The 19,390-nt window shown below is 74.4% G+C and carries 16 protein-coding genes; 11 read left to right on the forward strand and 5 right to left on the reverse strand.

Annotated elements, in window-relative coordinates; all coding sequences use genetic code 11:
- Nucleotides 1–7: 7 nt before the first annotated feature.
- The gene (locus IEZ20_RS09240; RefSeq protein ID WP_189296360.1) at nt 8–970 is read right to left on the reverse strand and encodes a nucleoside hydrolase; all 963 of its coding nucleotides are present in this window, start codon (nt 968–970) and stop codon (nt 8–10) included.
- A gap of 31 nt (nt 971–1,001) precedes the next feature.
- A complete protein-coding gene (thrS, locus tag IEZ20_RS09245; RefSeq protein WP_189296362.1) occupies nt 1,002–2,240 on the reverse strand; it encodes a threonine--tRNA ligase in 1,239 nt (412 codons plus the stop codon).
- Nucleotides 2,241–2,540: 300 nt separating this feature from the next.
- Here thrS and IEZ20_RS09250 point away from each other — a divergent pair, with 300 nt between their 5' ends.
- Entirely contained in the window at nt 2,541–3,332 is a 792-nt protein-coding gene (locus tag IEZ20_RS09250) for a hypothetical protein (protein WP_189296364.1), read from the forward strand.
- Between the two features lie 4 nt (nt 3,333–3,336).
- Here the strand turns inward: IEZ20_RS09250 and IEZ20_RS09255 are convergent, their stop codons facing one another.
- Nucleotides 3,337–4,680, reverse strand: coding sequence for a helix-turn-helix domain-containing protein (locus tag IEZ20_RS09255; RefSeq protein WP_189296366.1), 1,344 nt, complete (start codon nt 4,678–4,680; stop codon nt 3,337–3,339).
- A 342-nt stretch (nt 4,681–5,022) separates the two neighbouring features.
- On the opposite strand from IEZ20_RS09255, the gene IEZ20_RS09260 reads away from it, so the two are divergent.
- Together IEZ20_RS09260 and IEZ20_RS09265 are read left to right on the forward strand one after the other, a co-directional pair.
- Nucleotides 5,023–6,264: an amidohydrolase gene (locus IEZ20_RS09260; protein WP_189296367.1), complete on the forward strand. Its 1,242-nt coding sequence runs from the start codon at nt 5,023–5,025 to the stop codon at nt 6,262–6,264.
- Nucleotides 6,265–6,388: 124 nt separating this feature from the next.
- On the forward strand, nt 6,389–8,362 hold the full coding sequence (locus IEZ20_RS09265; RefSeq protein ID WP_189296369.1) for a YncE family protein: 1,974 nt from the start codon (nt 6,389–6,391) through the stop codon (nt 8,360–8,362).
- 3 nt (nt 8,363–8,365) lie between these two features.
- Here IEZ20_RS09265 and IEZ20_RS09270 read toward each other — a convergent pair whose 3' ends face one another.
- Together IEZ20_RS09270 and IEZ20_RS09275 are read right to left on the reverse strand one after the other, a co-directional pair.
- Complete coding sequence (locus IEZ20_RS09270) at nt 8,366–9,529, reverse strand: hypothetical protein (protein WP_189296371.1); 1,164 nt, start codon at nt 9,527–9,529, stop codon at nt 8,366–8,368.
- A gap of 70 nt (nt 9,530–9,599) precedes the next feature.
- Nucleotides 9,600–10,769 (reverse strand): PP2C family protein-serine/threonine phosphatase, encoded by a 1,170-nt coding sequence (locus tag IEZ20_RS09275; protein WP_189296986.1) that lies wholly within the window; start codon nt 10,767–10,769, stop codon nt 9,600–9,602.
- Nucleotides 10,770–10,952: 183 nt separating this feature from the next.
- Between IEZ20_RS09275 and IEZ20_RS09280 the strand changes: the two genes are divergently transcribed.
- The 8 genes from IEZ20_RS09280 to IEZ20_RS09315 all read left to right on the forward strand — a co-directional run bounded on the left by IEZ20_RS09280 (nt 10,953) and on the right by IEZ20_RS09315 (nt 19,378).
- Nucleotides 10,953–11,474 carry a hypothetical protein gene (locus IEZ20_RS09280; RefSeq protein ID WP_189296373.1) on the forward strand — a complete coding sequence of 174 codons (522 nt, stop codon included), beginning with the start codon at nt 10,953–10,955 and terminating at the stop codon, nt 11,472–11,474.
- Between the two features lie 248 nt (nt 11,475–11,722).
- A complete protein-coding gene (locus IEZ20_RS09285) occupies nt 11,723–12,646 on the forward strand; it encodes a hypothetical protein (protein ID WP_189296375.1) in 924 nt (307 codons plus the stop codon).
- Nucleotides 12,647–12,922: 276 nt separating this feature from the next.
- Nucleotides 12,923–13,441 (forward strand): toxin-antitoxin system HicB family antitoxin, encoded by a 519-nt coding sequence (locus IEZ20_RS09290; RefSeq protein WP_189296377.1) that lies wholly within the window; start codon nt 12,923–12,925, stop codon nt 13,439–13,441.
- A 105-nt stretch (nt 13,442–13,546) separates the two neighbouring features.
- A complete protein-coding gene (locus IEZ20_RS09295; RefSeq protein ID WP_189296379.1) occupies nt 13,547–14,389 on the forward strand; it encodes a DUF4097 family beta strand repeat-containing protein in 843 nt (280 codons plus the stop codon).
- Nucleotides 14,390–14,468: 79 nt separating this feature from the next.
- Nucleotides 14,469–15,473: an ATP-binding cassette domain-containing protein gene (locus IEZ20_RS09300; protein WP_373303914.1), complete on the forward strand. Its 1,005-nt coding sequence runs from the start codon at nt 14,469–14,471 to the stop codon at nt 15,471–15,473.
- A complete protein-coding gene (locus tag IEZ20_RS09305; protein ID WP_189296381.1) occupies nt 15,470–16,252 on the forward strand; it encodes an ABC transporter permease in 783 nt (260 codons plus the stop codon). Before IEZ20_RS09300 ends, IEZ20_RS09305 begins: the two co-directional genes overlap by 4 nt.
- Before the next feature lie 72 nt (nt 16,253–16,324).
- A complete protein-coding gene (locus IEZ20_RS09310) occupies nt 16,325–17,317 on the forward strand; it encodes an endonuclease/exonuclease/phosphatase family protein (RefSeq protein WP_189296383.1) in 993 nt (330 codons plus the stop codon).
- A 117-nt stretch (nt 17,318–17,434) separates the two neighbouring features.
- Nucleotides 17,435–19,378, forward strand: coding sequence for an FUSC family protein (locus IEZ20_RS09315; RefSeq protein WP_189296386.1), 1,944 nt, complete (start codon nt 17,435–17,437; stop codon nt 19,376–19,378).
- The last annotated feature ends 12 nt before the right edge of the window (nt 19,379–19,390 follow it).

Below are 19,390 nucleotides of genomic sequence, written 5' to 3' on the forward strand. Positions count from 1 at the left end.
CGGCCGGCTACCGCCCCACCGTCTCCAGGTACAGCTTCACGTACCGGTCGGCGTCCACGTCCAACGCCACGTCGACCAGGGCCCGTTCGCGGCCCCCCTCGTGGATCTCCGACTCGCCCGGCCGGGGCCGCCGGTCGACGATGGTCTGGCCGCGGGTCGGGCCGGGGGCGAGGGAGACCTCGACCGGAAGCAGGCGGGTGGTGATGCCCTGCGGGTCGGCGACCGCGCACACCGCGCCGGCGTCGCCGAGGCCGCCCGCCTCCTCGGCCTCGGGCGGCTCGCCCTGGTGGGCCGGCCGGTGGGCGAGGAGTTCGCCGGCCAGGCGGGTGCCGGGCTCGCTGCTCCCGCGCAGCCGGTGCACCTCGGCGCTGTCCACGACGACCTGCCGGAAGACGTCCAGGCCGTACATCGTGATCGGCACCCCGGCCGTGAGCAGGATCGCCGCGGCCTCCGGGTCGTGCCAGACGTTGAACTCCGCGACCGGCGTGGCGTTTCCGACCGCCACCGCCCCGCCCATGAGCACGATCCGCTCGATGTTCCGGGTCACCTCCGGGTGGGTGCGCAGGAGCAGGGCGATGTTGGTCAGGGGCGCCGTCGGGATCAGGGTGACCGGGCGCGGGGAGGCCAGGATCTCGCGGTGCAGGAGCGTGACGGCGTCGACGTCCACCGGGGTCCGGGCCGGCGCGGGCAGGCCCAGGTCGCCCATGCCGTCGGCGCCGTGCACGGGGGCGGAGCGGGCGGGCTCCAGCAGCGGCCGCTCGGCCCCCCGGGCCACCGGGATGTCGGGGGCGCCCGCCTGCTCCAGCACGGTGAGGGTGTTGCGGACCACGCCGTCCACGTCGGTGTTCCCGGCGACGCAGGTCACGGCCCTGAGGTCGAGTCCGGGGTGGCGCACGGCGAGCAGCAGGGCCAGGGCGTCGTCGACGCCGGTGTCGCAGTCGATGATCACGGGGATGGGCTGACCGGTCACGGCGGACTCCTTCCGTCGCCTCGACCTTAGATCAGTCCCAGAGCGCGGTGCCGCGTGCCGCCACCCGTCCGGCGACGCGCCGAAGGAGGTCGCCGACGGGCAGCGCACCGGGCCGGCGGCCGTCCCGCAGGCGTACGGCGGCCAGCCCGGCGCCGGCCTCCCGGGCCCCGATCACCGCCTGGTACGGCACCAGGCGCACCGCGCGGATCCTGGCGCCCAGGGTGCCCTCGCCGGGCCCGGCGAGTTCGGCGCGCAGGCCGAGCGCGAGCGCCTCCCGGACCAGCGCCGCCGCCGGCTCCGCCTGCTCCTCGGCCACCGGCAGCACCACCAGCTGCACGGGGGCCAGCCAGGCCGGGAACGCGCCGGCGTGGACCTCGACGAGGTGGGCGACGGCCCGCTCGACACTGCCGATGACGCTGCGGTGCACCATCACCGGCCGGTGCTTCGCGCCGTCGGCGCCGACGTAGTGCAGGTCGAAGCGGGCGGGCTGGTGGAAGTCGATCTGCACGGTGGACAGGGTGGACTCGCGGCTCGCCGGGTCCGCGATCTGCACGTCGATCTTCGGGCCGTAGAACGCGGCCTCGCCCTCCGCCTCCTCGTAGGCCACCCCGGCCTCGGCGAGGACCTCCCGCAGCAGCCCGGTGGCCCGGCGCCACAGCTCCGGGTCGGCGACGTACTTGCCGCCCGCGCCGGGCAGCGACAGCCGGTGGCGTACCGCCTCGATGCCGAGGTCGGCGTAGGCGCGGGCGATCAGCTCCAGGGCGGCGCGGGCCTCGGCCACCGCCTGGTCCAGGGTGCAGAAGACGTGCGCGTCGTTGAGGTGGATGGCGCGGACCCGGGTCAGACCGCCGAGCACGCCGGACAGTTCGGCGCGGTGCATGGCGCCCAGCTCGGCGAGGCGCAGGGGCAGTTCGCGGTAGCTGCGGGAGCGGGACCGGTAGATCAGGGCGTGGTGGGGGCAGAGGCTGGGCCGCAGGACGACCTCCTCGGCGCCGAGCCGCATCGGCGGGTACATGTCGTCGCGGTAGTGGTCCCAGTGCCCGGAGATCTCGTACAGCTCGCGCTTGCCGAGCGCGGGGGAGTAGACGTGCCGGTAGCCGGCCCGGCGTTCGGCGTCCCGGATGTACTCCTCCAGGGTGTGCCGCACGACCGCACCGTCCGGCAGCCAGTACGGCAGCCCGGCTCCCATCAGCGGGTCGGTGTCGAAGAGCCCGAGGGCCCGCCCGAGCCGCCGGTGGTCCATGGCCTTCTCGTCCGCCTTGCCGTTCATCCGTGTCTCCTCCGTCGGGAGGCGGACGCCCCGGTGCACGACGAAGCCCCGGGGCGTGCGCCCCGGGGCTTTCCGTGCTGGTCAGGTGTCAGCGCGCCGGGACGGTGTCCGGCGTCGTCGTGCTCGACGGGTGCGAGTGGGCGCGCTGCATGCCGGGCACGCTACCGCGCCCGCTCCGGCGGCGCCACGGATTTTCCGCGGCGCCCCTCACCCGTACGGCCCGGAGCGCTGGTGAGCGGGTCGGCCCGGTGGTGCCGTGAGATCAGGCACCGTCGGCCGCACGCAGCCCAGGAGGCACCCATGCTCCCCGCGATACGCACCCGCGTCCCCCGTGGCGTCCTCCTCACCGTCCTCGCCGCCGGCCTCATAGCCGCCGGCGGCTGCGCGGCCCTCGGTCTGAAGCACCCGGCGAGCGCGCCGTACCCACTGCCCACGATCGACCGGCCGAGCCAGACCTCCAGGGCGTCCGCGCGGGCCGACGGCTCCACGCTCAGCGACGAGCAGGCGCAGTCCGCGCTGATCAACGAGACCGACCTGGGCGCCCCCTGGACCGCCACGAAGGGCGCGGCCACCTGGCGGGACGGCCTGCTGAAGGCCTCCACCACGGCCGGGGAGTGCCAGCGGCTGCTGGACGCCCTGTACAGCGACGAACTCCTCGGCGCCCCGGCCCGTGTCGCGGTCAGCCTGGACGACCCCGGCACCGACGCCCAGCTCCGCTACCAGATCGGGGCCCGCCGCCCCGCCGACGTCGACGCCGTCCTGTCCTGGCTGCGCACCCTGCCCGTGCAGTGCGCCCGGTTCACGGCCACCACGCAGACCGGGCTCGTGGAGGACGTCCGGGTCATGGACGCCCCGCTGCCGGAGGTCGGCGACGCCCGGCAGGGCCTGCGCGTCACCGTCGCCACCACGAACGACAACGACGAGGAGTACCTCCTCACCATGGACGTGGCCGCCGTCCGCGTCGGCGAGGACGCCTTCGCCCTCACCAACGGGGGGCTCGGCGACGTCCCGAACGACGCCACGCAGGCCGCCGTGCAGATCGGCGCCCTGCGTCTGGCGGACATCCGGAAGCAGGGGCGGGCTTCCGTGTGAGGGGTCACAGCGGCGGCTGCGCCGGGGCCGGCCCCAGGGTCGTGGTGCCGGGGGCGGTGCGGTGGCCCAGGCCGGTGCGGTAGGCGTCCAGGGCGGCCTCGACGCGGCCCGTGCGGCGGAGCAGGTCACCGAGGAGGCGGCACAGGTCGGCGAGGTCGCCGGCGGCGCCCGCGCGTTCCAGGAGGCTGAGGGCACGGACGTAGTGCTCCTCGGCGGCCTCCGTGTCCCGGGCGTCCTCCGCGATGATGCCGAGCAGGCGGTGCGCGGCGGCGGCGTGGACGGCGCCGCGCTCGGAGGAGAAGTCGCCGAGGACGCCCTCCAGCAGCCCGGCGGCCTCCTCGGACCTGCCCCGGCGGTGCAGCACGTCGGCGAGTTCGACGGCGGCCTGGCTGCGGTACAGGGCGGCGCGGCTCTCCGAGAGCATGGCGTACGCCTGCCGCAGCTCGGCCTCCGCCCGGTCGAGTTCGCCGTTCTGCGCGCTGACGTAGCCGCGCATCCAGTGGCAGTTGGCCAGCTCGGTGCGCAGGCTCAGCTGCCGGTACAGTTCGGCCGCCTTGGCCAGGGAGGCGTCGGCCTCGGCGACCCGGCCCTCGGCGAGCAGGGTGCGGGCGACCGAGCGGTGCATCCGGGCGATCAGCGCGGGGTCGCCGGCCCGCGGGGCGAGCGCGAGGGCGAACTCGGCCGCCTGCGCGGCACGGGCGTGCGCGCCCATGTCCATGTACGGGCCGATCACGCTGGCGTAGAGCAGCAGCAGCGCGTCGGGGTCGTGCAGTCCGCCGCGGTTCAGTTCGTCGAGGGTGGACTCCAGGAGGTAGACGGCGTACCGGAGTTCCCCTGCCAGGTAGTGGGCCACGGCCCTGCCGCGGATGGCGGGCACCCGGACCGGCAGGGTCTTTCCGGCCAGTCGTTCCTCGGCCTGCTCGAAGTGCTCGCGGGCCCGGGTCAGTTCGCCCGTCTCGAGGGCGCATTCGCCGAGTCCCAGCAGCGCGGCCGCCTGTTCGCGGCCGAGTCCGTGCGCCTCCGCCTCCGCGCGCAGCACGGCGTACTGGGCGGCGGCCTCCTCGGCCCGGCCGTCGGCGAGGACCCGCTGGGCCTCGGTGAGCCGCAGCCGCAGATCCGTGGCCAGGTGGGCGGGGCGGCCCACGGCCAGCTCCTCGAAGGCCACGCCGAGCCGCTCCGCGATGTGCCGTAACGCCTCGTCGGAGGCGCGGACCCGGCCCGCCTCCAGCGTGGAGATGTAGGCGGGCGTGTACGCCGGTTCCGCCAGCTGCCGCTGGGTGAGCCCCCGCTGCGTCCGCAGCCGCTGCACCCGCCGGCCGATGACCTCCGGGTCGTCCCGCTCCCGCATGCCCCTGCTCCCCCCCGACTCCCCTGGCACCCCTTGCCGTCAGGCTCCGGCAGCCCCTACGTTAAACGGCGGATTAAGCATGCTTAACACGCCGCTGTTGTGTTGCGAGGTCGCCGTGTCCGGACGTACATCCGCACCCTACGCACGCCCCACCGCACGGAGGGCGGTAACGGCCGCGGTGATCGCCGCGGCGGCCCTGCTGATAGCGGCCAACGCCGGCCCGGCGAGAGCGACCCCCGCCGCCCCGGCCGCACAGGTCGTGGCACCGGCGCCGCACCGCTGACGTACCGGACACCGCACGCCGGCCACACACCGCCCCGGACATCCCCCTACCCTGCGACCGTGACCTCACCTGCCGCCCGTGCCGCGCTGGAGCTGACCGCCGACCTGCCCGTACCGGGCCTGGAGGAGTTCTACCGGGATCTGCACCGGCATCCCGAGCTGTCCCTGCGCGAGCACCGGACCGCCGGGAAGCTGGCCGAACGGCTCGGGGACGCGGGGTTCGACACCGCCGAGGGCGTGGGCGGCACCGGAGTCGTCGGTGCGCTGCGCAACGGGGACGGGCCGACGGTGCTGCTGCGGGCCGACATGGACGCGCTGCCGGTGACGGAGGAGACCGGGCTGCCGTACGCCTCCGGGACGCCCGGCGTCATGCACGCCTGCGGGCACGACCTGCACGTCACCTGGCTGGCCGGGGCCGCGCGGGCGCTGGCGGCCGGACGGGACGCCTGGCGGGGGACGCTGCTGGTGGTGGGGCAGCCCGCGGAGGAGACCGGCCAGGGCGCGGCCCGGATGGTCGCCGACGGGCTGTACGAGCGGTTCGGGCGGCCGGACGTCCTGCTCGGGCAGCACGCGGTGCCGGGCCCGGCGGGCCTGTACCCGCACGCACCGGGGCTGATCATGTCCGCCGCCACGGACGTGGACATCGTGGTGCACGGCCGCGGCGGACACGGGTCCCGGCCGGAGGCGACCGTCGATCCGGTGGTGACGGCCGCCTATCTCGTCACCCGGCTCCAGACGGTCGTGTCGCGCGAGGTCGCCGCGGGCGAGTCCGCGGTGCTGACGGTGGGACGGATCGAGGCGGGCAGCAGGCACAACATCATTCCCGCCGAGGCACGCATCGCGCTGAACCTGCGGACGCAGTCCGAGGCGGTGCGGCAGCGGATGCTGGCCGCGATCCGGCGGATCGCGCACGGCGAGTGCCTGGCCGCCGGCTGCCCGCGCGAACCGGAGGTCACCGTGGGCGCCTCCTTCCCGATGACGGTGAACGACGCCGGCACGGACGCCGCCGTCGCCGCCGTGCACGGCGAGGTGTTCGGCGCGGGCACGGTCTTCGACCCGGGCCCGGCGATGGGCAGCGAGGACTTCCCGGAGCTGGCGCTCGGCTCGATCCCGTACGCGTACTGGTTCGTCACCACCACCCCCGCCGAGGTGTGGGAGCAGGCGCCCGGAGAGACGCTCCCGGAAAAATTCTCGGCCGTACCGAGCAACCACAGCCCCCACTTCGCGCCCGACCTGTCCACCGTTGCCCCAGGTGTCCGCACTCTGGTCTCCGGGGCTCTGGCGCTGTTGTCACCGGCATGACCTAGTCTTTGCGCACACTCGCCACGCGCGGCGCACACGGCTCACGCACAGGGGGCTCCACACTTCGCCGTGTCCGCGCGCGGGCATCCACGTCTTTCATTCGTTCCGGGGGGTTCGAATCAGCGTGCGCAAGCGCTCTCTCACGGCTGCCACCACCCTGGCGGTCCTCTTCAGCTCGGCGGCCCTCGCCGCCACTCCGGCATCCGCCGACTCCACCACCGCGCTGCCGGTCAGGACGATCGGCGACATCGTCGTGGACGCCGCCCACCAGCAGGTCTTCATCAGCGACCCGCTCAACGGCAAGATCGTCGTGACGGACCTGAACGGCAAGCCGTTCAAGGAGATCACCACCAACCTGTCCGGCGTGAACGGCCTGGAGCTGTCCGCCGACTCCGGCACGCTCTACGCGGCCGTGCAGGACCTCGACGCCGTCGCCGTCTTCGACACCGCCACCGACACCGAGACCGCCCGGTACGAGGTCGGTGACAAGCCGCTCAGCGTCGCCCTCGCGGGCGGCAAGCTGTGGTTCGGCTACGGCGGCGCCGCCCAGGGCAACATCGGCTCCGTCGACCTCGCGGCCGAGGACCACAAGGTCACCCTCGGCCAGGACAACGGCTGGTACGCGGCCCCGCTGCTGGACGCCGCGCCCGGCTCCAGCACCCTGATCGCGGGCGCGGTCGGGCAGAGCCCGGTCGAACTGGCCTCCTACGACGTCTCGTCGGGCACCGCCGCGAAGGTGGCGAGCACCCGCGAGGCGGGCAGCAACCTCGGCGACCTCCAGGTCACCCCCGACGGCAAGGACGTCGTGGTGGCCAGCGGCGCGCCGTACTACCAGCAGGTGTTCCGGACGTCCGACCTCAACGAGGACGGCAAGTACGTCACGGACGCGTACCCGAACTCCGTCGCCATCGCGCCGGACGGCACGGTCGCGGCCGGCATCGACGGCTCCTACGAGCCGGACGTCTACATCTTCAAGCCCGGCAGCAGCGAGGCGGTCCGCGCTTACGACTTCCCGAACACCGGCACCTCCAGCGGCTCCGACCTGCTCGCCCGCGGCGGCCTTGCCTGGGCTCCGGACGCCTCCCGGCTGTTCGCGGTGACCAGCAACAGCCAGGGCGTGTACTCCCTGCGGGTGCTGGACGCGCCCACCAAGGCGGCCGCCACGGTCACCGTGGACGCGCCGGCCACCGCCACCCGCGCCAAGCAGCTCACCGTCAAGGGCAAGGTCGCCTCCAAGGCGGCGGTCCCGGCCGGCACCAAGCTGGCCGTGACCCGCACCGACATGGAGTCCCCGAAGGGCAAGGCCCTCGCGGCGGCGGTCACCAAGGCCGACGGCACCTTCTCCTTCACCGACACCCCGCCCTCCGGCGGCAAGGTGAAGTACACGGTGGCCTACGCCGGCGACGCCGGTCACGCGGCGGCCTCCGGCTCGGACACCGTCGAGGTCTCCCGCGCCAAGCCGACGCTGACGATCGACAACAACGGCAAGGTGTACTCGTACGGCAAGGACGTCAAGTTCACCGCGCACCTCGGCAAGACGTACACCAACCGCACGGTCGAGATCTGGGCCGACCCCTTCGGCGGCGACAAGCCGAACAAGCTGGTGAAGTCCGGCAAGGTCAACTCCGACGGCAACCTCTCGGTCACCCTGGACCTGAAGCGGGACACCAAGGTCACCGCGAAGTTCAAGGGCGACTCCCGCTACACGTCGGCGTCCGCCGCCAGCACCGTCGGCGCCCGGGTCAGCGTGTCCACGTCGGTCAGCAACCACTACAAGTCGAAGTACACGTGGAACCACACGTACTACTTCTTCCACAAGACCAAGAACCCGCTGATCACGACCAAGATGCCGTACTACCCCGGCCGGGCGCAGAAGTTCGAGTTCGAGGTGTACTACCAGGGCCGCTGGTACCCGGGCGACCCCGCGTACTTCAAGCTCGGCTCCGACGGCGTCTCCCGGGTCACCATCACCGGCGACCACGGCGAGGACGTCGGCTGGCGGTTCCGGGTCCGGTCGTCGTACATCAACAGCGCCTCCGGTGACACCGTGAACTCCACGACGCACGGCGCCTGGAAGTACTTCACCTTCACCCGGTAGACGCTAGGGGGTGCCCTGCAGCTGGCGCAGCTGCCGCTGGACGTTCTCCAGCGCACCACGCCGGCGGCCGGGCACCCTGAGCCGCAACTGAGCGAGCGCGGGCCCGAGTTCACGGGCCCGCGCCGTGTCCTTGATACGGGTCCACTGGTGGTGGGCACGGTCCACGGCCGCCTCCACCGCGGGCGCGTCCCCCGCCTGCCCGGCGGCCAGCCGCGCCTCGGCGACCCCCAGCCACATCCGGCAGCTGCGCACCGCGTCCCCCGCGAACATCGCCAGGTCGGCCCGGACCTCGCTCCAGTGCAACGCGTGCTCGGACACGGCCCCGTACGCCCGCACGGCCTCCGCCTCCTGCCGGGCGGCCAGCCCGTCGGCCTCAGCGTGCCGCCCGGCCCGCACGGCGGCCGCGATCCCGGCGTGCGGATCGTCTCCCTGCGGGCCGGCCGGGACGGCACCGGGCCCGGCAGCCGGTGCCAGGGCGGTGCCGGGCCCGGCAGCCGGTGCCGGCGGGGCACCGCCCGCGTCCGGGCCCCACGGCACGCCGCCCACGCCGGACAGCAGCAGACTGCCCCCGGCCTCCTCCGCGATCCGGGCCAGCGCCTGCTGGTGCAGCGACTCCAGCGGAGGCCGGTGACCGCTCCTCAGCAGCGTGGCCACCGTCTTCATGTACGCCGGCTCGGCCAGGCGCCGCCGGCCCGTGGGCGGGGCGATCCGGCCGTACACCGCGGTGGTGCGGCCGGAGTCGAGACCGTGCTCGCCGATGTGGCGCCAGGCCTCGGCGTCGGCGTGCAGGTCGACGACGAGCGCGGTGTCCGCGGCGGAGCGCAGCCGGAGTTCCTCGCGGATCCAGTGCCAGGGCAGCGCGGTGTAGCGCAGGGTGGCCGGGGTGGTGCGGGCCAGGGCCAGGTGGGGCTGGTGCCGGCGGCGGTCCAGGTGCAGCTGGCCGGTGACGTAGACCGTGAGCGGGCCGGGTGTGGCCGCGGCGGCGCGCAGCCGGGTGAGGACGGCCTGCGGTTCCAGCGGGTCGGCGAGTTCCACCACGTTCGCGGTGTCGGTGCCGGACAGCACGGCGGGGGCGACGGCGGCCAGCACCGGCAGGACACCCGCCGCGTCCACCAGGCGCGCCCGGCCGAGCGGCGAGGCCGCGAGCAACAGCACGGTTCCGGGCATCGTGCTCCCCCTGTCCCGTAGATCCGGTCTCCAGCCAGCACCGTAACCGCTGCCGCCGCGCAGCGGTGCCTCAGGACCGCAAACGTCCCTGTTCGTGGTCTTCGCCCCCGGCGCCCGGCCCGCCCTCCGTGTCCGCCCGCCGCACCGCGAAGATCGTGGTGTCGTCCTCCAGCCGGCCCCCGCTGTGCCGCAGCACCCCGTCGCGGACCCGGCGGACCAGGCGCCGGGGCTCGGCGCGGCCCGGGTCGGCGCGGACCGCGCGGGCGACCTCGCGGACCAGCTGGAAGAACTCGCCGGGCCCGTCGCGGGCCTCGGTCACCCCGTCGGTGACCAGCAGCAGCGTCTCGTCGGCGGCCAGCGGCACCCGGCGCACCGGCGGCAGCCCGCCCGCCAGCTCGCCGAGACCGAGCGGCACGCCGTCACCGCTGGGCAGTTCGCGGACCCCGCGCGGGCCGACGGCGAGCGGCGGCTCGTGACCGAAGTTCGCGACGTCGATCGCCTCCGCGGTGTCCTCGGAGAAGCCGATGAGGACGGCGGTCGCGAAGCGGTCGCCGTCGGCCCGGCCGAGCGCGGCGGTGTGCGAGCGGTGCCGCAGCATCCGGGTCTCCAGACGGGCGGCGACGGTCGCGAGGTCCTTCTCGTGGTAGCCGGCCTCGCGGAAGGTGCCGAGCAGCGCGGCGGCGGCCTCCACCGCGCCGAGGCCCTTGCCCTGCACGTCGCCGACCAGGACCCGGGTGCCGTGCGGGCCGGGCTGGATGTCGTAGAAGTCCCCGCCGACCCGGGCGTCCACGTCGGCGGCCAGGTACACCCCCGCGTGCTCCAGACCGGCCCAGCGCGGCGGCAGCGGGCGCAGCACCGTGCGCCGGGTGGTCTCGGCGATGTCCCGGATGTGCAGGACCTGCCGTTCCTGGCGCACCCGCACCACCGAGGCGAGGGTGGCCAGCGCGCCGCCGAGGGCGACCAGCAGGAAGTCGCCGAAGCCGGCCTGGTACTGGTCCGGCCAGGCGCTGTCCACGAGGACGTACGTCACCACCGACAGCACGCTGTACGCGGCCGTCGTCCACACCCCGCAGATCGCGGCGGCGATGCCCGGGACCAGGACGATCCACGTGATGATCCGGAACTGTTCACCGGTGTTGAAGTCCAGCAGGATGATCCCGGCGAGCAGCACCAAGGGCGGCAGCCAGGCGATGCTCCGCCCGCGCAGCCACAGCAGCGAGCGGCGCCGCCCGTACTCCATCTCCGTCACGGCCGGCAGCCCTCCATGCCGATCAGCGAACCACGGGAGAGAACCGCCCGCATCCGGGCACTCGGGACTCTCCCGGCCGAGTTGCCGGGCCGGGGCCCCCGGTGTGCCCTGGAAGCGTGCCCCGGTACGGCCCCGGCAGCGGGGCGGACCGGGGCGAGAGGAAGGAGTGCTCCCATGGCTCAAGCGGCACACGTGCCCGGCGGAGTGTCCCGGCCCGGCCGCACGCCCGCGGTGGAGCGCCGGTCGTCCGACATCGTCCGGCGGACACCCGACGTCTTCGACGCCCGCACCCACCGGATCGCCCGGCTGGCAGTCCCGGTCGTCCTGGGCCTGGTCTACGGCTACTGGGTGGCGGCCAACAACCGCGACGGAGGCCCGATCACCGGCGGGAACCTGGTGCTCGGCTTCGCCAGCACGGTGGTGTTCGCGGTGCTGTGCGCGGCCCTGCTGATGCTGGGCCCGCGGATGCCGCGGGAGGTGCACGCCGTGCTGTGGTCGGCGTTCGTCGGCTGCGCGTTCGGCTTCCTCTACAGCCAGAGCGGCAGCTTCATCTCCACCCAGGGCGCCGGCCAGGGCGGCCATCACGACGTGGTGCGGTCGCTGCTGATGTCCTTGCTGGTGGCGGCGGTCACCTTCGTCGTCTTCTTCTACCGGTACTACACACGGGAGGACGCGTCCGGGCGCCGGATCCGCTGAGCGGGCGGGAAGGGCCCTGTCGCGCGTGGCTCCGGGTACGCGTGGGTCCCGGCCGGACCGGCCGGGACCCACGCGCTCCCCTGTTTCCCCTGTTCCCCACGTGGCCGTTCCGCACAAGAGGTGCGCCTCGGCCACTTCCGTCCCCCCAGCACCAGGAAACACCCGTTCGGGTGATCCCTCCACCGGAGAGCCGCCCGAACGCAGTCGCCCCGCTCGCGCACCGGCCCCGGGGAGCCTTGCCTGGAAACGTGCCCTCACGTCTCCGGAGCGCCCTGTCGGCCGCGCTCATCGCCCTGTCCTGCCTCCTCGTGCCGTTCGGCGCGCTGGCGGCCTGGGCGGCGTACGGGCTCACCGACACGGGCCGGTACGTCACCACGATGGCACCGCTCGCCGCCGACCCGGCCGTCCGGGAAGCCGTCGTGGACACGGTCGGCGACGGCATCCTGCGCGCGGTGGACCAGCACCTCGACGTCCGCCCGGTGCGCGGTTCGGTGCGCCCGTTCGTCCACGACGCGGTGCGCTCCTTCACCCACACCCGGGCCTTCCGGCTGGCCTGGGACACCGGCAACCGGGTCACCCACGACGCCGTGCTGCGCGCCCTGCGCGCCGGGGACACGCGCGCCGTCACCGTCGACCTCGCCCCCGTCACCGCCCAGGTCAAACGCCAGCTCGCCCGTGACCACGTACCGCTGGCCGCGCGGATCCCGGTGGAGCACACCGCGGTCGCCGTGCTCCCGGCGGACCGGCTGACCACCCTCCGGAAGGGGTTCCACGTGCTCGAAGTCGCCGGTTTCTGGCTGCCCGTGGCGGCCGTCGCCTTCGCCGTCGGCGGGATCGCGCTCGCCGTGCGCCGGCGCCGCGCGGTCGCCGCCACCGCCCTCGGTACGGCCCTGGGCGGCGCGCTGCTGATCCTCGCCCTCGCCGTCGGCCGCAGCCTCACCCTGTCCGACCTGCCGGGCGGTGTGTCCCACCCGGCCGCGGGTGCGGTCTACGACGCCCTGACCGGCACCCTGCGGACGGCCGCCTGGCTGCTGCTCGGCCTCGGCGCGGTGGTGACCCTCGCCGTCTGGCTGACCCGCCGGCTGGGACTGCCCCGCCCCACGCGACGGCGGGGAGGCTGCTCGGCGGCGGCGCCCGCGGGGGGACCGGCGCCGACGCGCGCCCGGGCCTGAGGGTCGCCGGGCGCCACCTGGCACCGCGTGGCCCCACCTGGCGTCGCGTGGCACCGTGTGGCACCAGTTGGCACCATCCAGCGCCATGCAGTGCCATCCAACGCCACGCGTGGCCATGCTGAGCCGCGCGGAGCCGTTCCGGGCCATGCGGCGCCACGCAGGCCATGCGACGCGGTCCAGCATTTTCCCAGGTCAGAGCGGGCATCACTCCATCGGGCCACGACTGGGCGCCATGGAGGCTTGCGCATGGCGCCATGATGGTGCCACTATGGCGTCATGGACCTCACGCCGTATGTGGACACCCTCCGCCGCGAACTCGCGGTGGCCGCCGAAGCCGGCGGGGAAGACGCCCGCGAGCTGGCCGAGCGGCTCACCGCTCCGCTGGAGTCGGCGACCCGCCTGACCCTGCTCAACGTGCTCTCCGCCGCGATGGACGAGATCACCCGCGAACTCGCCCCCGGCTCGGTCGACGTACGGCTGCGCGGCCTGGACCCCGACTTCGTGGTCACCCCGCCGCCCGCCGGCGGTCACGGGGAAGCGACCGCCGGGCCGTTCCAGGCCCCCTCTCCGGCCCCGGCTCCGGCCGAGGGTGACGAGGGCGGCACGGCCCGCGTGAACCTGCGCCTGCCGGCCCACCTCAAGGCCCGCGCCGAGGAGGCCGCGGCCCGCGAGGGGCTGTCGGTCAACGCCTGGCTGGTGCGCGCCGTGTCGGCCGCCGTGGAGGGCGGCGCCCGGCCGCGTACGGCGGAGAAGACCCAGAACGTCGGACAGAGCTTCACGGGCTGGGTGCGCTGACCGCACCGCCGCCCGCACACCCGCACCACAGCACCCCGCACCACTTCACCCACACCGCGTCCCACCAGCGAGGACGCCCCGAAGAGCCAAGAGGACGGGACAGCCATGCCTTCTTTCGACACTCCCGAAGCGATCTCGGTGACGGCGCGCGTGGACGCCGGTTCCGTCCAGTTCACCGCGGGCGACCGCCGCGACACCGTCGTCGAGGTGCGCCCCCGCGACCCGAAGAAGGACCTGGACGTGCGGACGGCCGACCAGACCGAGGTCATGTACGCCAACGGCGCCCTGACCGTCCGGACGCCCAAGCCCAGCCTGTTCGGCCGCACCGGCGCCGTCGACGTGACGATCGACCTGCCCACGGGCTCGCGCATCGACACGACCGGGGCCTGGACCCAGGTGGTCGGCGAGGGCCGGCTCGGCGAGGTCCGGGTGAAGACCTCGGCCGGCGACGTCCGCCTCGACACGACCGGCCCGGTCACGCTGACCGCGTCGCACGGCACGATCACCGTGGACCGGGTCGAGGGCATGGCCGAGATCACCACCAGCTCCGGCAGCCTGCGCGTCGGCCTCCTCGACGGCCCCGCCGTCCTGAAGAACTCGCACGGCACCACGACCGTCGGCGCCGCGACCGGCGAACTCCGGGTGAGCGGCGCCAACGGCGACATCGAGATCCGGCGCGCCGAGGACTCGGTCACCGCCACCACCGCCCACGGCACCCTGCGCGTCGGCGAAGTGGTCCGCGGTTCGGTGCAGCTGGAGACCTCCTACGGCGCCATCGAGATCGGCGTCCGCGAGGGCACGGCCGCCTGGCTCGACGTCAGCTCGGACGCCGGCCAGGTGCGCAACTCCCTCACCGCCTCCGAGACCCCGGGGGAGACCGAGGACGCCGTCAAGATCCGCGCCCGCACCCGGTACGGCAACATCGACATCCGCCGCCCCCGGCCCTGAGCCCTCCCTCCCCCTCCGCACCCCCCTCAGCTCCGCCCCCCTCCTCTCCACCCACTCCAGCCTTCGAACGGGAGGGCCCATGCCTTCTTCTGTCATGCCCGCGCCAAGGCAGGCCGGTGCACAGCCGCCCGCCGCCGTCTCCGTCGTCGGTCTGCGCAAGTCGTACGGCGACAAGACCGTGCTCGACGGCATCGATCTGCGCATCCCCGCCGGGTCCGTGTTCGCGCTGCTCGGCCCGAACGGCGCCGGCAAGACCACCACCGTGCAGATCCTGTCCACGCTCGTCGCCGCCGACGGCGGACAGGCCCAGGTGGCCGGTCACGACGTCGCCCGCTCACCCGACGGCGTCCGCGCCGCGATCGGTGTCACCGGGCAGTTCGCCGCCCTCGACGACCTGCTCACCGCGGAGGAGAACCTGCTCCTCATGGCCGACCTGCTGCGGCTCGGCAAGCGCGAGGGCAGGTCCCGTGCCCGGGAGTTGCTGGAGCGGTTCGGCATCGCGGACGTCGCGCACCAGCGGGCCGCGACCTTCTCCGGCGGCATGCGGCGCCGGCTCGACATCGCCATGACCCTGGTCGGCGACCCGCAGGTGATCTTCCTGGACGAGCCGACCACCGGGCTCGACCCGCGCAGCCGCCGCACCATGTGGGACACCGTGCGCACGCTGGTCGCGGGCGGCACCACCGTCTTCCTCACCACCCAGTACCTGGAGGAGGCCGACCAGCTGGCCGACCGGATCGCCGTGCTCGACGGCGGCCGGATCGTCGCCGAGGGCACCGCCAACGAGCTGAAGGCCCGGATCCCCGGCAGCCATGTGCGGCTGCGGTTCACCGACTCCGCCGCGTACGAACGCGCCTCGGCCGTCTTCCCCGGCGCGGCCCGGGACGACGAGAACCTCGCCCTGCGCGTGGCGGGCGACGGCGGCCTCGACGCGCTGCGCGGCCTGCTGGACCGGCTCGACGCCGCCGGCATCCGGGCCGCCGACCTCTCCGTGCACACCCCCGACCTCGACGACGTGTTCCTCGCCCTGACCGGCGAGGGCACCGCCGACTCCGCGCTTCACGTCAAGGAGACCCCGCGATGAGCACCCTCACCTACGCCGTGCACGACTCGATGACGATGCTCCGGCGCAACCTGAAGCACGCGATCCGCTATCCGTCCGTGGGGCTCGGCAGCGCCATGATGCCGATCCTGATGCTGCTGCTGTTCGTGTACGCCTTCGGCGACTCGATCGGCGCCGGAATGGGCGGCGGCCGGGACGCCTACCTGGAGTACCTGACACCCGGCATCATCATCATGGGCGTCGCCGCCGGCTCGATGTCGACCTCGATCGCGGTCTGCTCCGACATGACCGAGGGCATCATCAACCGCTTCCGGACCATGAACATCACCCGGTCGTCGTTCATGACGGGGCATGTCATCGGCAGCGTCGTCCAGACGATGGTGTGCATGGTCCCGGTCGTGGGCGTCGCGCTCGCCGTCGGCTTCCGCTCCGGGGCGACCCCGCTGGAGTGGCTGGCCGCGGCAGGCCTCCTCGCGGCCATCGCCTTCGCGGTGACCTGGCTGTCGGTGGCGCTCGGCCTGATCTCCAAGACCGTCGAGTCCGCGAGCAACAAGCCGCTGCTGATCCAGTTCCTGCCGTTCCTCGGCTCGGCGTTCGTCCCGGCCGGCTCCATGTCCCCGGGCCTGCGCTGGTTCGCCGAGAACCAGCCCTTCACGCCGATGACCGAGACACTGCGCGGCCTGCTCTCCGGCTCGGCGATCGGGAACAACGGCTGGATCTCCCTGGCCTGGTGCGCCGGCATCACCGTGGTCGGCTACGTCTGGTCGCGCTCGCTGTTCAACAGCACCACCAAGCGCTGAGCATCCCTTCCGCCCGCCGGGGCGCCGGGTGAACTCCTGGCGCCGCCGGCCGGGTGATCGTAGGCTCGCCCCGTGACCCAGCGCCCCGGACGCAGGCTCGGCACCTGGTGTGCCGGGCTGCTGCTCGCCGGGGTGAGCGTGGTCGTCGGCTGCCGGGTCGCCGACACCGACGGCATCACCCCCGTGCCCCAGCTCCTCGCCTTCCTCCCCTGGCTGCTCGCGCCGGCCGGCCTCGCCCTGCTGTGCGCGCTGCTCACCCGCTGGTGGACGGGCCTGGTCTGGGGCGTCGCCGTGCTCGGGCTGCTCGCCTGGTACGTGGAGCCGTACGGCACGATCCGCGAGCCCGACGGCCCGCAGCTCGCCCGGCTCCGCGTCCTGACCGCCAACGTCGAGTCCGGACGCGGCACCCCCGCCCTGGTCCCGGTCATCCGCGACCGGCACCCCGACGTGGTCTTCGTGCAGGAGTGCGGCTCCCGCTGCCGGGCCGTCCTGGAAGGCGACTTCGCGACCGACTACCCGCACCGCCGGGCCGTCGAGGAGAACGGCTCCAAGGGCTCGCTCATCCTCAGCCGCCACCCCCTCGCCCCGGCCCCGGGCGTCCCCGGCACGATGGGCATGCCCGGCGCCGTCGCCGACGTCGGGGGCACCTCCCGCGCGAGTTCGTCGGAGCCTGGGGGAGGCCACGCCGTACGCCTCCAGCTCGCCCACCCCATGCCCCCGCTGCCGGGCCAGGTGGCCCTCTGGCGCCGCGAACTCGCACGCCTGCGGGCCTTCGCCGCCACCCGTGCCCGGACCCCCACGATCCTCGCCGGCGACTTCAACGCCTCCCAGGACCACGCCGCCTTCCGGCACATCCTCGACACCGGCCTGACCGACGCGGCCCGCCTCGCCGGCCACGACCGCACCCCGAGCTGGCCGTCGCGCACCGCCTCCGTCATCGGCGCCCAGATCGACCACGTGCTGGTCTCCGGGGACTTCACCGCGACCGGCGCCCGCTTCCTGCGCGTGGCCGGCAGCGACCACCGGGCCCTGATCGTGGACCTCACCCTGCACGGACGGACCTGACCGGCACACGGACGGACCTGACCGGCACACGGGCGGACCTGAACAGTGCACCGGCGGACGCACACCGTGCACCGACGGCCATGACCCGAATTCATCCGAACAATCCATAATGGCCGCATGCCACGAGAGTTCCCCATCGGCCTCACCCCTCCCGACTGGCTGGTCCGGAACCTCAAACCCCAGCAGGCGCCCGTCAACTGGGCCGCCGTCACCCGCGCCGCCCTCGCCATGGCCCTCCCCCTGGCGCTCGGTCTCGCCGCCGGGCGCCCGGCCTACGGCGCCGTCGCCTCCATGGGCGCCCTGTCCGGCGTCATCGGCGACACCGCCGACGCCTACCGCATGCGCATCCTCAACATCGCCGTACCGCAGCTCTTCGGCGCGGTCGGCGTGACCCTGGGCACGCTGGCGTACGGCCACGGCTGGTACGCCGTCGCCGCCGTCACCGGCGTCGCCCTGCTCTCCGGGATGATCTCGACGATCGGCGCGGTCGCCTCTGTCTCCGGCCTGCTGCTCCTGCTGAACTGCGTGGTGGGCGCGGGCCTCCCGCTCCCCTCCCCCTGGTGGCTGGCCCCCGCCCTGATGACCGGCGGCGGCCTCCTGGTGCTGCTGCTGGCCCTGCTGTCCTGGCCGCTGCGCGCCGGCGTCCCCGAACGGACGGCGGTCGCCGCGACCTACCGCACGGTCGCCGCCCTCCTCGCCGTCGCCGGCACCGACCGCACCGAGCAGTACGAGGAGGCCCGCCGCGCCGTCACCCAGTCCCTCAACGAGTCCTACGACCTGATCCTGGCCCGGCGCGCCCGCCACCACGGCCGCAGCCGCGAACTCACCCGCCTGCTGGCCCAGTTGAACGCGATCACCCCGGTGATCGAGGCGGCCCCCGCGGCCCACCTGGCGGCCCGGCCGCTCCCCGCGCGCGTCCCGGAGGCCGTCCGCCTGCTGGCGAGGTCGGTGGAGGGGAACGGAACCCCGCTCCCGCCCCTGCGCCTCCCCCTCCCCACCACGGAGACGGGTCGGGCGGTGGACCACGCCCTGCGGCACACGGCCGAGGTCGTCACCGCCCCCGACGTGGACCCCCGGGGCATCGACGACCGGCTGGGCCGGCCGGCCGCGCTCGGCATCCGCACGGCCCGCGCCGCCCGCAACGTCGTCCTGTCCGCCAACTCCTGGCGCTACGGCGTCCGCCTGGCGGTCTGCATCGGCATCGCCCAGGCCCTGGTCTCGCTGATCCCCGTCCCGCGTTCCTACTGGGTCGCCCTGACCATCACCTTCGTCCTCAAGCCCGACTTCGGTTCCGTCTTCTCCCGCGCCCTGCTGCGCGCGCTCGGCACGGTGGCCGGACTGGTGGTCGCGGCGGTGGTCCTGGCCGAGGTCCCCCCGGGCTGGTGGGACGTTGCGGCCCTCTTCCTCCTGGCCCCCCTGATCCCGGCGCTGACCCCCCGCGGCTACGGCTACCAGACGATGGCGATCACCCCGGTGATCCTCCTCCTCTCCGACATCCTCAACCACCAGGGCACGGCACTCCTGCTCCCCCGGCTGACCGACTCCCTGCTGGGCTGCGCGATCGCCCTGATCGCCGGCTACCTCCTGTGGCCGGAGAGCTGGCACACCCGGGTCGGCGACCGCCTGGCCGACGCGGTCGCCGACACCGCGGCCTACGTGGAGGCGGCCTTCGGCCCCGCCACGGAACCGGCGGCCCGGGCCCGCATGCGCCGCCGCCTCTACCGCGACCTGTCCGTCATCCGCACGGAGTTCCAGCGGGCCCTGACCGAACCACCCCCGACCGGCCGGCGCGCCGCGGCCTGGTGGCCGCTGGTCGTCGCCGTGGAACGCATCGTGGACGCCACGACGGCGGCCCGCGTCCGCGTCCGCCACGGGGCGGCGCCGCCGTCCGCGGGCGAGGTCTCCCAAGTGGCGCTGCAACTGCGCGAGCTGTCCGAGGGCGTACGACGGGCGGAGTCGCTCACGGCCGTCCGTACCGACCTCACGGGCCCCTCCGGCAGCGTCCTGGAACCCCTCCGCCAGGAGGTCGCCGCCGCCCGGGCCCTCACATCCCCGCACTGACGCGGCCCGGCG

The organism is Streptomyces cinerochromogenes (assembly GCF_014648635.1).
GTDB classification, from domain to species: Bacteria; Actinomycetota; Actinomycetes; order Streptomycetales; family Streptomycetaceae; genus Streptomyces; species Streptomyces cinerochromogenes.